Source organism: Motilibacter deserti (assembly GCF_011250635.1).
In the GTDB taxonomy this organism is placed as follows: Bacteria; Actinomycetota; Actinomycetes; order Motilibacterales; family Motilibacteraceae; genus Motilibacter_A; species Motilibacter_A deserti.
In genome coordinates, this window is the sequence record NZ_JAANNP010000002.1 from 211,421 (window position 1) to 225,042 (window position 13,622).

Annotated in this window: 10 protein-coding genes; 7 read left to right on the forward strand and 3 right to left on the reverse strand. The window is 75.6% G+C overall.

What is annotated here, in order from left to right:
- Positions 1–7 precede the first annotated feature (7 nt).
- Positions 8–1,258, forward strand: a complete 1,251-nt coding sequence (locus tag G9H71_RS06005) for an ABC transporter ATP-binding protein (protein ID WP_166279595.1) — start codon at positions 8–10, stop codon at positions 1,256–1,258.
- A gap of 91 nt (positions 1,259–1,349) precedes the next feature.
- On the opposite strand, the gene G9H71_RS06010 is transcribed toward G9H71_RS06005, so the two are convergent.
- Positions 1,350–2,291, reverse strand: a complete 942-nt coding sequence (locus G9H71_RS06010; protein WP_166279598.1) for an aminoglycoside phosphotransferase/kinase family protein — start codon at positions 2,289–2,291, stop codon at positions 1,350–1,352.
- Between the two features lie 231 nt (positions 2,292–2,522).
- Between G9H71_RS06010 and G9H71_RS06015 the strand changes: the two genes are divergently transcribed.
- Positions 2,523–3,377 carry a DeoR/GlpR family DNA-binding transcription regulator gene (locus G9H71_RS06015; RefSeq protein WP_166279601.1) on the forward strand — a complete coding sequence of 285 codons (855 nt, stop codon included), beginning with the start codon at positions 2,523–2,525 and terminating at the stop codon, positions 3,375–3,377.
- 178 nt (positions 3,378–3,555) lie between these two features.
- On the opposite strand, the gene G9H71_RS06020 is transcribed toward G9H71_RS06015, so the two are convergent.
- Positions 3,556–5,949 (reverse strand): family 20 glycosylhydrolase, encoded by a 2,394-nt coding sequence (locus G9H71_RS06020; RefSeq protein WP_166279604.1) that lies wholly within the window; start codon positions 5,947–5,949, stop codon positions 3,556–3,558.
- Between the two features lie 433 nt (positions 5,950–6,382).
- Here G9H71_RS06020 and ppgK point away from each other — a divergent pair, with 433 nt between their 5' ends.
- The gene (gene ppgK / locus G9H71_RS06025) at positions 6,383–7,198 is read left to right on the forward strand and encodes a polyphosphate--glucose phosphotransferase (RefSeq protein WP_166279607.1); all 816 of its coding nucleotides are present in this window, start codon (positions 6,383–6,385) and stop codon (positions 7,196–7,198) included.
- A 132-nt stretch (positions 7,199–7,330) separates the two neighbouring features.
- Positions 7,331–8,173, forward strand: a complete 843-nt coding sequence (gene lepB, locus G9H71_RS24940) for a signal peptidase I (RefSeq protein ID WP_331272777.1) — start codon at positions 7,331–7,333, stop codon at positions 8,171–8,173.
- A 108-nt stretch (positions 8,174–8,281) separates the two neighbouring features.
- Here lepB and G9H71_RS06035 read toward each other — a convergent pair whose 3' ends face one another.
- Positions 8,282–9,040: an inositol monophosphatase family protein gene (locus G9H71_RS06035; protein WP_196791779.1), complete on the reverse strand. Its 759-nt coding sequence runs from the start codon at positions 9,038–9,040 to the stop codon at positions 8,282–8,284.
- Between the two features lie 269 nt (positions 9,041–9,309).
- Here G9H71_RS06035 and G9H71_RS06040 point away from each other — a divergent pair, with 269 nt between their 5' ends.
- The 3 genes from G9H71_RS06040 to G9H71_RS06050 are packed head-to-tail and all read left to right on the forward strand — an operon-like array spanning position 9,310 to position 13,607.
- Positions 9,310–9,714: a hypothetical protein gene (locus G9H71_RS06040; protein ID WP_166279613.1), complete on the forward strand. Its 405-nt coding sequence runs from the start codon at positions 9,310–9,312 to the stop codon at positions 9,712–9,714.
- A 25-nt stretch (positions 9,715–9,739) separates the two neighbouring features.
- On the forward strand, positions 9,740–10,474 hold the full coding sequence (locus G9H71_RS06045) for an HAD family hydrolase (RefSeq protein WP_166279616.1): 735 nt from the start codon (positions 9,740–9,742) through the stop codon (positions 10,472–10,474).
- Positions 10,467–13,607, forward strand: coding sequence for a SpoIIE family protein phosphatase (locus G9H71_RS06050; RefSeq protein ID WP_166279619.1), 3,141 nt, complete (start codon positions 10,467–10,469; stop codon positions 13,605–13,607). The genes G9H71_RS06045 and G9H71_RS06050 overlap by 8 nt, the downstream gene beginning before the upstream one ends.
- The last annotated feature ends 15 nt before the right edge of the window (positions 13,608–13,622 follow it).

Below are 13,622 nucleotides of genomic sequence, written 5' to 3' on the forward strand. Positions count from 1 at the left end.
GCAGAACATGGCCGCAATCACGATGAACCACATCGTCAAGAGGTACGGCGACGGCTTCCCCGCGGTGAACGACGTCAGCCTCGACATCGCCGACGGCGAGTTCATGATCCTCGTCGGTCCTTCCGGGTGCGGGAAGTCCACCCTGCTGCGGATGATCGTGGGGCTGGAGGACATCACGTCCGGCGACATGCTCATCGGGGGGCAGCGGGTCAACGAGAAGTCCCCTCGCGAGCGCAACCTCTCGATGGTCTTCCAGAACTACGCGCTCTACCCCCACCTGTCGGTGTTCGAGAACATCGCCTTCCCGCTGCGGCTTGCCGGCACCTCCGACGCCGAGGTCAAGAAGCGGGTGCAGGACGCCGCGGACGTCCTCGAGCTGCGCGAGCACCTCGAGCGCAAGCCGGCGAACCTGTCCGGCGGCCAGCGCCAGCGCGTGGCGATGGGCCGGGCCATCGTCCGGCAGGCCGACGCGTTCCTCTTCGACGAGCCGCTGTCCAACCTCGACGCGAAGCTGCGCGGGCAGATGCGCACCGAGATCGCCCGCCTCCAGCGCCGGCTCGGCGTCACGACGGTCTACGTCACCCACGACCAGACCGAGGCGATGACGCTGGGGGACCGCGTGGCGGTCCTGCGCAAGGGCGTCCTGCAGCAGGTCGCGTCGCCGCGCGAGCTCTACGAGCAGCCGGTGAACCTCTTCGTCGCCGGGTTCATCGGCTCGCCGCCGATGAACTTCCTGCCCGCGACGGTGCAGGGAGCTGCGCTGCGCACGCCCTTCGGCGACCTGCACCTGGACGACCGCCGGGCCAAGGCCGTGGCCGGCCACGACCTCGTCATCGTCGGGCTGCGCCCCGGGCACTTCGAGGACGCGAGCCTGGTCGAGGAGGACAAGCGTCGGCACGGCTCGGTCTTCCGCGCCATGGTGGACGTCACCGAGTGGCTCGGCGACCAGCAGTACGCCTACATCCCGTTCGAGGCGCCCGCCGAGATCACCGCTCAGCTGCGCGACCTCAGCCGCGAGCTCGACAGCGACCAGATGCGCACGCAGGCCATCGTCGAGATCGACGCCATGAGCCGGCTGCGCGAGGGCCGCGAGGCCGAGTTCTGGGTGGACACGCGCAAGGCGCACGTGTTCGACCCCAAGACCGGCACCAACCTCACCCGCGACGCCGAGGCGGGCGCGCGGATGACGGAGGAGGTCGCGCAAGAGCGCGCCGAGCAGCTCACCGAGACCCGCGAAGGGCGGGTCACGGCGGGCTGACGTCGACGTCCCGGCACGGCTCCCTGCCCGTTCAGGGCGCCGTGCCGGGCCCGGGCTCGGGAGGCAGGCGGCCTGACGCCGACGGACGTCGTCAGGCCGCTCGGCCGTGCGCGGTGAGGAAGCCCTCGACGATCGCGCAGAGCTCGTCGGTGACCGGCCCCCCGAGTGCCGCGGAGAGGGCGTGGGCCGGCAGCGCGGCCGCGTCGGCGGCGTCCAGTGACCGGACCGACGCGTAGCCTTCGGCCCACTCGCCACAGGCGCTCTCGAGCTCGAGCCAGGTCCTCGCGCCCGCGACGGCCGGCGCCACCTCGCCGAGAGGGTCCGCCTCCAGACAGCCTTCGAAGCCGTCGACCGCCAGCAGGCCGTCCACGCCCGTGGCGGCGACGGCCGCCGGCCCGAGCGCGCCGTGGACCAGCCCGTGGGCACGGCGGCGGCCCGCGCGGGCGAGCCGGTCCACGACAGCCGCGTAGCCGGCCGTGAGCAGCGCGGCCCGGCTGCCGCGGGCTGCGGGCGGGACGGGGCGCGGCGCCGCAGGGCGGCGTACGAAGCCGTGCGGGCGCGCCCAGCCGTCCGCATGCGCGTGCAGGGCCGCGGCCAGCGCGCCCAGGTCGCCGGGGCCGGGCGGCGCCGTGGACGCGGACACATTGGGCAGGTGCTCGAACAGCACCGCGTGCCGGACCGTACCCGTGCGGGTGCCGGGCGTCGGCACGGCCCGCGTGCCCGGCTCCACCACGGTCGCCACCGAGGCGCCGCACGTGGTCGGGAGGACATGCGGGGTGCGCGCGACCCCCGCCCGACCCACCGCCCGCATCCAGGCCAGCTCGCTGTAGACCTCGGCCCGGCGCTGGGCCCCGGGCGCGGAGACCCGCAGCACCGCGGGCGCCCCGTCCGGGAGCTCGACGCGGTAGGCGGAGGAGCCGGTCCGTGCGGCACCCTCATGCGGCGCGAGTGCGGCTCCGCGGCCGCCGAGGCCGTCCAGGCCGTAGTGGGCGAGCGCGAGGAGAGCGACCGGGTCGACGTCCCGGTGTGCCATGCCCCCCGCACCAGGTCGCACGTCCATGTCGCTCCCCTCGCGTCGCTTCCCTTCCCCCAACCCCGCAGTACGAGGAAAAACCCGGCGTGTTACGCCAAGGCGGCCGCAGATGTAAAAGGTGGGCAACCGTTCGGGCACGCGCCGCCGACGTCGCCGATATCCTCGGGCGGTGGCTCCCGTCGCGCGGACCGACGTCCGCCACCCCGCGCCGCGCAGTGGCGGCCCTGCCACATGACCGAGCCCGACGCGGGTGCCGCGGTGGGCGCATCTGCTGACTCTGACTTCAGGGAAGTCGAGACCCGTGATCGGGCTCAGCGGTGGAGCCTGCTCCTCGACCTGCTCGCGCAGCGCCAGCGGCTGTCGGTGGCCGAGGTGGCCGAGGAGATCGGCGTCTCCGAGGCGACCGTCCGGCGCGACTTCAGCGCGCTGGCCCGCCAGCAGCTCGTCACGCGCACCCACGGGGGAGTGGTCGCCGCAGCCGTCGCGTACGGGCTGCCCGCCCGCTACCGGGCCCGCTCCGACAGCGACGCGAAGGACCGCATCGCCGCCGTCGCCGCGGACCTCGCCCGGCCCGGGACGGTCGTCGGCTTCAACGGGGGCACGACGACCACGGCGACCGCACGTCAGCTGGGCTCGCGCACCGACCTCGCCGAGGGGCCGGCCAGGCCGGCCGTCACCGTGGTGACGAACGCATTGAACATCGCCATGGAGATGGTCCTGCGCCCGCACGTCAAGACCGTCGTGCTCGGCGGGGTCGCCCGGTCGCAGGCGTACGAGCTGAGCGGCCCGCTCGCCGCACTGGTGCTCGAGGAGCTCTGGCTGGACGTGCTGATCCTCGGCGTCGACGGCATCTCGGTGGAGGGCGGCGCCCGGTGCCGGCACGAGGGCGAGGCCGGGATCAGCGGCCTGATGGCGCGGCGGGCCGAGCGGGTCGTGGTCGCGGCCACCTCGGACAAGCTCGGCTCGCGCAGCTTCGCGCGCATCTGCGGGATCTCAACCGTGCACACCCTCGTCACGGACTCCGGCGCCGACCCGGCGAAGGTGCAGGCGCTGGACGCCGCGGGCGTGGAGGTGCTGCGGGTCTGAGGGTGTTGCCCGTGTGACGCTGTTGCGGGTCTGACGGTGCTGCGCGTCCGATGGGTGCTTCGGACTGGACGTGCCGCGCGCCTCAGCGTGCCGGACGCTACCCGCGCGACGGGAAGAGCGTCACGCTCCCGCCGCGGATGGCGGCGAGCGTGACGCTCTTCCCGTCAGGGCCAGCAGGTCAGGCCGCGGGGCGCACCCCCGTCCCCGCCGCCGCAGCCGACGTCGGCGGCCACTGCGCGAGCAGCTCCAGCAGCAGTGCCTTGCCCTCCGCGCTGATCTTCGCCGGCCGCAGGGCGCCGATCGCGCCGCGCAGCTGCTGGACGTAGCCGCTCACCGCCGTCGCGTTCGCGCCCGCCTCCGCGGTCTGGGCCAGGCTCACGATGTCGAGCAGGTCGCGGTAGGTGCTGGCGACGATGCCGCCCGAGGCTCGCAGCGACGACAGTGCCGTGCGGATCTCGGTGATGCTCGCCGCGGTCACCGCGAAGGTGATGCTCGTCGTCGTCGCGCCGGCGGTGACAGTGAGCGTCGCGGTGTAGTGGCCCGGCCCGGCGTAGGTGTGGCTCGCGCTGACCGCGTAGAGCGAGTTCACCCGCGGGGCCAGGGTGTTGGCGTAGACGCCGGGCGTCCCGGTCAGCGTCGCCGTGCTCGTGGTGCCGTCGCCCCAGTCGATCGTCGCGGTCGGGCTCGCCCCGGGAGTCCCGGTGAGGGCGGGCAGCGCGAGCGTGGCCACCTGGCCGCTCACGGCGTACGGGTAGGTGTTGGTGACGTTGACGTCGGCCGCGGTGAGGTCGGCCCGCCACGGGACGAGGGGCGAGGGGTAGAAGTTGACGCCCATCGCGGTCCACCGCGCGCCCTGGGCGGCGAGGCGCACCTTGAACTCGTCGAACGTCCGCCCCGGGACGCCGGCCGGCGACCAGCCGAGCTCGGCGATCGCGGGGAGCCGCGGGAAGTAGAGGTACTCGGCGTCCGAGAGGTTCTTGACGGTCTCGGACCACAGCGCGCCCTCGACCCCGATGACGTCGGACTCGGTGACGGCCGGAAGCACCTCGCCGGTGGAGGTGGTGCGGGCCGGGACGAGCGTCGCCGGGTCCCAGTTGTAGGCGGTGTCGACGTCACAGCCGCGCGGGCAGGCCCAGTTGAGCCCGATCGGCGTGACCGGCCCGTTCGGGTTGGTGGTGCGGGAGGTGACGTACTTCTGGTCGACGTACGCCCGGTCGGCGGGGGACATCACGACCTTCATGCCCTTCTGCACGGCGCGGCGGGCGGAGTCCCCGCCGGAGCCCGTGCCGCCGGTGCCCCAGAACTGCACGACGCCCTGCGGCATCCCGGGTTGCCCGAAGTCTCCTTCGGAGATCTCGTTCCAGCCCATGACGATCTTGCCGGCGGCGCCGACGATCGGCGCCTCGCGGTTGATGAAGTCGGCGTACTGCTGCTGGGTGAGGATCGTCGTCGGGACCTCGTCACCGCCGATGTGGTAGTACGGCCCGGGCGTGAGCGCGCTCAGCTGGTTGATGACGTCCGTCAGCAGGGCCCAGGTGTTCGGGCTGTCCGGGCAGAGCGCGCTGTAGCCCACGTCGCCGCTGAGGTTCCACCTCGGCGGCTTGTTGGCGCTGCAGTTGATGTCCGGGTGGATGTCGGCGTACGCCATGATCGCCGCGTTCGTGTGCCCGGGGGTGTCGATCTCCGGCACGATCGTGACGAAGCGGCTCGCGGCGTACTGCACGACGTCGACGTACTCCGCCTGCGTCCAGTAGCCACCGGGGGAGTTGTCGATCCCGAACTGGGCGCCGATCGTGGTCAGCTCGGGACGGCCGTTGATCGCGATGCGCCAGCCCTGGTCGTCGGCCAGGTGCAGGTGCAGCGTGTTGATCTTGTACATCGAGATCTCGTCGATGATCCGCTTCACGGTGTCGACGGTCTGGAAGTGCCGGGCGATGTCGAGCATCGCCCCGCGATAGCCGAAGCGCGGCTCGTCGGTGATGGAGACGCCCGGCACCGTCCACGGCCCCGGGCGCACCGTCGGGCTCTCCACCCAGGCGGGCAGCAGCTGGCGCAGGGTCTGCACCCCGTTGAACGCGCCGTGCGCCGTGTGCGCGCGGACGACCACGCCCGTGCTGCCGGACTCGAGGGTGTAGCCCTCGTCACCGAGGGACGTCGCACCGTCCAGCGCGAGGGCGAGCGTGCCGGGCTGCGGTGCCCCCGTGGACACCGGCAGCGCGTAGCCCGTCGACGGGCGCAGCACCGCGGCCAGCTGCTGCGCGACGGCGAGCGCGCCCTGCGCAGCGACGATCCGGGTGTCGGCGGAGAGCGTGAAGGACTGCCCGCTGCGCAAGGACATCTCCTGCGGGAGCGGGACGAGCTGGGGCGCCGTCACGGGCGCCACGGCGGCCTGGGCCGCCGGCGTACCGGACACAGCGGCGGTGAGGGACGCGGCCCCGAGCGAGCCGGCGAGCAGCGCGGTGAGCACGCGGCGCGCCCGCGGGACCGCGCCGCGTCGGGCGGGGTGATGGCTGCGGGGGTTCTTCGGCGCGGGCGGTACGGCCGACGCGTCCGGGATCGACGGGATGGGCAAGGCAGGCCTCCAGGAGCGCAGGGGAGCTCGGGCCGTCGGCCGGGTGTGCCGGCGGCATGGAGATGGCGCGGGCGGCGGCGAGAGCGGCCAGAGCGCAGCCCCTCCCACTGCGGCGGAGGGCTGCCGGTCGCGACGTCTGGCCGAGCGTCGTGACCGAATCGCATCGGGGTCGCCCCGAAACGCGCACAAGTCGTCGTCCTGCCCGAATATTCGGGGACCTGTCGGGCGGAAGTCAACAGTTGGGGAAGTCGGAATTGCCGGGCTGTCCGCGGGCTGTGCGTGTGCTGGTCCGTGCCCTGTCCGTGCGCTGTCCGTGCGCTGTCCGTGCGCTGTCCGTGCCCTGTCCGTGCCATCTCCGTGGCGCGCGGACGGCGCGCGCACGTCAGCGGGCACCGGAGGGGAGCGAGGAGCAGCGGTCGGGTATGCATGTGCCATGTCCGACGAGATCGCTTCCCCCACCTCCGTTGCCACCGCGGGTACGCCGGGCCGCGGCGCTGCCCCGCAGACCGGCCGGGGCTTCGGCGTCGACATCGGCGGGAGCGGCGTCAAGGGCGCCCCGGTCGACCTGGCCACCGGCGAGCTGCTCGACGAGCGCTACCGGATCCCGACCCCGCAGCCGGCGACTCCCGAGGCGGTGGCCGAGGCCGTCGCCGAGGTCTGCGCGCACTTCGAGTGGACCGGCCCGCTCGGCTGCACCGTCCCGGCCGTCGTCACCTCGGGCGTCGCCCGCAGTGCCGCGAACATCGACAAGTCCTGGATCGGCACGGACGTCGAGGCCCTGCTGCGCAAGGCGACCGGGGCCTCAGCGGTGGCGGCCGTCAACGACGCCGACGCCGCCGGGGTCGCCGAGGTGGCCTACGGCGCGGCCAAGGGCCGGGGCGGGGTGGTCATCGTGCTGACCCTCGGGACCGGCATCGGCAGCGCGCTCGTCGTCGACGGCGTCCTCGTCCCCAACACCGAGCTCGGCCACCTCGAGATCGACGGGCACGACGCGGAGAAGCGCGCGGCGGACTCGGCGCGTGAGCGCGAGGACCTCTCGTGGAAGGACTGGGCGGCCCGGCTCGACCGCTACCTCAAGCACGTCGAGATGCTGTTCTCGCCGTCGTTGTTCGTCCTTGGGGGCGGCGTCAGCAAGAAGTCGGAGAAATTCCTCCCGCTGCTCTCGCTGGACACGCCCGTCATCCCGGCGGAGCTGCGCAACAACGCCGGGATCGCCGGTGCCGCGCTGCTCGCGGCCGGCCGCGGCTGACGGCCGGTCGTCCGGGAACGCCGGCGGGCCGCCCGTCGTCGTCCCGTCGGTTGTCGGTGCGAGCAGACGGGTGGGCGCGTGACTGGGGGCAGGCATCGGCGTCCGGGCCTTGACGAGGACGCGCCGGAGGCCGTGCCCGGCCCGGCCGGAGTCCTCGTCGACGGCGCCGGAGAAGGGTCGGCCGGCGACGGGGTAGGCCCGGCACCGGCGTACGTCCCGCGCCGTGCGCGCCCCGAGCCGGCGGCGCGTGCCGTGGCGGTGGAGGGCCCGGTGCCGGGCCAGAGCCTGGTGCCGGACGAAGCCGGAGGCCCGGGAGCGCAGGCGGTCGAGGCCCCGGTGCCCGAGCCGGTGCCGGCCGGGCCGGCTCGCCGCGAGATCGGCCCGCGGGGCCGCCGGGCGCGCGCCCGACGCGTGGCCCGGCGCCGGCGCGCGCTGGCGCTGCGGGAGGCGGCGTTCCTCGCCGTGGCCGCGGTCCTGGGCGCCGTCCTCATCAAGGCGTTCCTCGTCGAGGCGTTCTACATCCCCTCCGGCAGCATGGAGCAGACGCTGCACGGGTGCGAGGGCTGCTCGGGCAACGACCGGGTGCTGGTCTGGAAGCTGGGCACCCGTCTCGGGGACCCGGAGCGTGGCGACATCGTCGTCTTCGGCACCGAGGGCACGAGGTACGCCCAGCTCTCCTCCGAGCGCGACGTCATCAAGCGCGTGATCGGCGTGGGGGGCGACGAGGTCCGCTGCTGCGACCCGCAGGGCCGGGTCGTGGTCAACGGCGAGCCCCTCGACGAGCCCTACGTCTACGAGGACAACTCGATGGCGTTCGGGCCCGTGACGGTGCCCGCCGACCAGCTCTGGGTCATGGGGGACCACCGCAGCGACTCGCAGGACTCGCGCTTCGTCGGCCCGATCCCGGTGGAGAACGTCGTCGGCCAGGCCTTCGTCCGGGTGTGGCCGCTGCACCGCCTCGGGCTGCTGCACTGAGGCGGCCGGGCCCGTCCGGCCCGGCGCGCTGCCACATTGAGCCGGCGGACGCACCGCCTCAGCCGGCCGCGGGACGCAGGGGCGCAGCCGGCCGCGGGACGCACCGCCTCAGCCGGCCGCGGGACGGAGGGCGGCAAGTACGTCGTCGTGCAGCAGCCCGTTGGTGGCCAGCGCGCTGCCACCGGCCGGCCCCGGGACGCCGCCGAGGTCGGTGAACCGCCCGCCCGCCTCGCGCACGAGCAGGTCGAGCGCGGCGAGGTCGTGGAGCGCGACCTCGGGCTCGGCCGCCACGTCGACGGCCCCCTCGGCGACGAGGCAGTAGGACCAGAAGTCGCCGAACGCCCGGGTCCGCCACGCCGTGTCCAGCAGGCCGAGGAACGCCGGCCGGCGGGCGCCCCACGCGTCGAGCGAGGAGTAGGACACCGAGGCGTCGACGAGCCGGGAGACGCCCGAGGCGGCCAGCCGGCGCGGCTCGGACCGGCCCTCCTGCCCCCAGGCGCCGGCTCCGCGTGCCGCCCACCAGCGGCGCCCGAGCGCCGGCGCGGACACGACGGACACGACGACCTCGTCGCCGTCCAGCAGCGCGATCAGCGTCGCCCACGCGGGCACGCCGCGGACGAAGTTCTTCGTGCCGTCGATCGGGTCGACCACCCAGCGGCGCGGCCCCTGGCCGGTGTCCGGCAGCTCCTCGCCGTGGACGGCGTCGTCGGGGCGCTCGGCCGCGAGCGTCGCGCGCACCTGCTCCTCGACGGCCCGGTCGGCGTCGGTGACCGGCGTCGCGTCCGGCTTGGACTCCACCCGCAGGTCCTGCGCGCGGAAGCGGGCGAGGGTCGTCAGGTCGGCCGCGTCGGCGAGCCGCAGCCCCAGCTCGAGGTCGGCGGCGTACGCCCCGGTCGCCCCGGCGGCGACAGTAGCCGCAGACGCCGCGGAGGCCGGGCCGGGGGACGAGGAACGGGGGGGCACGGAGGAGGACACGGTGGGACGCTATCGACCGTGCCGCCCGCGTCCGGCGCGGGCTGGCGCATACTTCGCACGGTCGGAACCATGGCGGGAGCGCCGCCGTCGGGGGGGCGGCGACGAGCACGGCCGGGCGGACGAGCACCGCCGGGCACCAGAGCACGGGCACGGGAGGGGACATGGCTGCACTCGGGCGCATCTTCGGACGCCGTCGTGCCGCGGGCCCGGTCGAGCCCGCGCCGCTGGTCGTGCCCCGCCAGACGCTCGACGGCTGGGTGCTCGACGGCACCCCGCTCGCCCGCAGCGTGCCGCGCGCCGACCAGCGCGAGCTGGCCCACCTGCTGCACAGCGTCTCCGGCCGGGTCGACACCCCTTGGACGTATTCCCGCGCGGCCGAGATCCTGCTGGCGGCCGGGGACGTCGCGCAGGCGCACGCCGTCACCTCGGCCTGGCTGCGCCATCCGGCGTCGCGCGCGGCCGAGCACGCCGCGGCCACCCGCTCGCTGACGCGGACGCACGAGCGGGTCGAGACGCGGCTGGCGTCGGCCGAGCAGCCGCTCGACGTGCAGCGGGCGAACGGTTGAGGCACGGCGTCGGGAGGGGCGGGGCGTGAGCAGCCAGCCGGGTGCGTCCGGGCCGGGTCAGGACTACGAGGTCGCACCGGCTCCGCCGGCGTTCCTGTTCGACCTCGACGGCACCCTCATCGACAGCGTCTATCAGCACGTCGTCGCCTGGCGGCAGGCCCTCGTGTCGGTCGGCATCGACGTCTCGGTGTGGCGGCTGCACCGGCGCATCGGCATGAGCGGCGGGCTCTTCGTCCAGGCGCTGCTCGCCGAGACCGGCGTCGAGCTGTCGGCGGAGGAGGTCGAGCGGCTGCAGCAGCTGCACGCGGAGGCGTTCGCGCAGCTGCACGGGACCGTCCGCCCGCTTCCCGGCGCCCGCGAGCTGCTGGCCGAGCTGACCGGCCGCGGCGTCGCCTGGGCCATCGCGACGAGCGGACGCGAGGCGACCGCCCGCCCCGGGCTGGACTCGCTCGGGGTGCCCCCCGACGTGCCCGTCGTGACCCGCGACCGCGTCCGCCGGGCCAAGCCCGACCCCGACCTGTTCCTGGCCGCCGCCCGCGCGCTGGGCGTTGAGGCATCCTCGACCTTCGTCGTGGGCGACAGCGTCTGGGACCTGCTGGCGGCGCGCCGCGCGGGCGCGCTCGGGGTGGGGCTGCAGTCCGGCGGCTACGGCCGCGAGGAGCTGGAGCGGTCCGGCGCGTTCCGCGTCTACGCCGACCCCGCCGAGATGCTGCTCCACCTGCACGAGCTGGGCGTGCGCGGGGGTGGCGGGCTTGCCTGACCCGACCCCGCCGCCGCCGGCGGCGCAGCTGCACGAGCTGGCCAAGGCCGCCTTCGAGGTACGCGCCGTGCCGGGCGCCGACGACCTGCTCGCCCGTGTCGTGGAGCGGGCCCGCGAGCTCGTCGGCGCCCACCAGGCGCTGCTGGTGCGTGCCGCCGACGACGGTGCGGGCACCCCGCCCATCGCCGCCTCGGTCGCGTCCCGCCCGGGCTGGTCGCCCACAGCGCTGCCGGCGGCGCTGCGCGCCCTGCACGACGTCGTGGTCCGGACCAACGCGCCGCTGCGCCTGGACCACGCCGACCTCGAGGCCCATCCGGCGTACGCCGCGGCCGCGGACGACCCGGAGCTGGCCGAGTGGCCGGCCCTGCGCGGGCTGCTCGCCGTGCCGCTCGTCGCGCGGGACCGGAGCAACCTCGGGGTGCTGCAGCTGTCGGACAAGTACGCCGAGGCCGGCTTCACCCCGGCCGACGAGGCCGTCGCGGTCCAGCTCGCGCAGCTCGTCGCGGTCGCGGTCGAGTCGCGGGCCGACGCCGAGCGGCTCACCCGCAGCGAGGAGCGCTACGAGGCGCTGGTCGCCGCGACGAGCGACGCCGTGTGGGCGGTCGACGCGGAGTTCCGCAGCATCGGGGACCAGCCGTCGTGGCGCGCGCTGACCGGCCAGGAGCCCGGCGGCGACCTCGGGCTGGGCTGGCTGGACGCCGTGCACCCCGATGACCGCCCTCATGTCGTGGCGGCCGTGGACCGGGCGGTGCGGACGGGGGAGCGCTACGAGGCGACCTACCGGGTGCAGTCCGAGGGGCGGGCCGAGCGGTGGCTCCGGGCGCGGGGCGTGCCGGTCACGGGCGACGACGACGGCACGCCGCGCGTGGTGGGCTGGGTCGGCGGGTGCAGCGACATCACCGACATCGTGCAGTCGGAGCGGGCCCGGCAGGACCTGACCGCACGCGCAGCGGCGGCGACGCGCCGTGTGGAGCTGCTGCAGCAGGTGACCGCCGCCCTCGCCGAGGCCCTGACCACGGCCGACGTGAGCGCCGTGGTCACCGGCCCCGGGCGCGGGATGCTGGGCGCGGCGGAGTGCGCCCTCGTGCTGCTCGACGAGCAGGGCGGCGTCCGGCGTACGGCGTCCGCCGGCCCGCTCGACGCATCGCTCGTCGACCGGCTGGCCGAGGTGGGGCGCACGGGCGAGCCGGTGTTCGGCCGGCCGGACGAGGCGGCGGGCGGCGGGGGCGCGCTGGCGCTGCTGCCGCTCGGCGGGGCCGATGGCGCGGCCGGGGCGCTCGCCCTCACCTGGGCGCACGAGCGCGAGTTCTCGGCGGAGGAGCGGGTCTTCCTGACGGCCGTCGCCGCGCAGTGCGCCTCGGCGCTCGCCCGGGCGCGCCTCTACGACGAGCTCGCCGAGCGCGCCGCGCGCCAGACGCTGCTGCTCGACGCCACCGAGCGGCTCTCGGGCAGCCTGGAGCGGGACGAGGTGCTCGAGCAGCTGGCGGCCCTGGTCGTGCCCGAGCTGGCCGACTGGGCCGTGGTCCACCTGCTCGACGGGCAGGGGCCGGCGCTGCGAGCCACGGCGGTCGCGGCCAAGGACCCGGTCGTCGCGGCCGACCTGCGGCTGTTCTTCGACCAGTTCCCGGTGGCCGTGGGGGAGCCGTACGGCGCCGGTGCCGTCGTGGCGAGCGGGCGGCCGCAGCTCCTGGACCGCCCGGAGCTCCTCGGGGCGGAACGGGCGGGGCCGGAGCCCGGCCCGCTCCCGGAGGCGCTCGGCGCGCTGCCGCCGAGCACGCTCGTCGTCCCGCTCTCGGCGCGCGGCCGGGCCTTCGGCGCGTTGACGCTCGCCCGGGCCGACTGCGCGTACGGGCCGGAGGAGCAGGCGTTCGCCGACGACCTCGCGCGCCGCGCGGCCCTCGCCGTCGACAACGCCGCGCTCTACTCGGCCCAGCGCGAGGCCGCCGTCACCCTGCAGCGCTCGCTGCTGCCGCAGTCGCTGCCGGCCGTGGAGGGGCTCGAGTTCGTCGCGCACTACGTGCCCGGTGCGGACGGGACCGAGGTCGGGGGCGACTGGTACGACGCGTTCGAGCTGCCCGGCGGCCGTGTCGGCATCGCCGTCGGCGACACGATGGGGCGCGGGGTGGGGGCCGCCGCCGTGATGGGGCAGGTCCGCGCGGCGCTGCGCGGCTACGCCCTCGAGGGCCACATCCCGGCCGAGGTGCTGCGCCGCCTCGACCTGGTCGTGCGGGCCTTCGACGAGCTGCGGCTGACGACCTGCGTCTACGCCGTCTACGACCCGCGCACCCGCTGGCTGTCCGTCGCCTCCGCGGGCCACCTGCCGCCCCTGGTGCTCGAGCCGGGCCGGCCGGCGCGCTTCCTCGACCTCGACCCCGGCCTGCCGCTCGGCGTCGGCGCGGAGCTCTCGACGCAGGACGCGCCGTTCCGCGAGCACGTCGTCGCCCTGCGGCCCGACGCCACGGTCCTGCTCTACACCGACGGCCTGGTCGAGCGGCGCGACGTCGTCGCCGACGAGGGCATGGAGGCGCTGCGCTCGGCCCTGGACGGCGTCGAGCGCTCGCCGCGCGAGGTGCTGGACCTCGCCCTCGGCAGGACCGGGCAGCTCGAGGCGCCCACCGGCCAGGACGACGTCGCCGTCCTCGCGGTGCGCGCCGTGGGCGGGCTGCCGGGCATGCCGGGCCAGCGACGCGCGCTCGAGGTCGAGCTCTCGCCGAGCCTGCACGCCGCGCGCACCGCCCGCGGGCGCGTGCTCAGCGCCCTGACCGAGTGGGGGCACGGGGGGTCCGAGGACGCGGGCGGCCCGGGCGGGTTCGAGGCGGTCGACGCCGTCGTGCTGCTCACCGACGAGCTGGTCACCAACGCCGTCGTGCACGCCCACTCGCCGCTGCTGCTCGAGCTGAGCGCGACGGCCGACCACGTCCGGGTCGCGGTCACCGACGAGAGCCCTCGCCTGCCCGCACCGCGCGGCCAGTCGCAGGACTCGGCCGACGCGCTCGACGCGGTGTCCGAGGGCGGGCGCGGGCTGCGCCTGGTCGAGCTGCTCGCCAGCCGGTGGGGCGTGGACCGGCTGCCCGTCGGCAAGCGGATCTGGTTCGAGGTCGACCTGCCGGCCGAGGCGGCGCCGGGCGGCTGAGCGGCGCCCCGCATG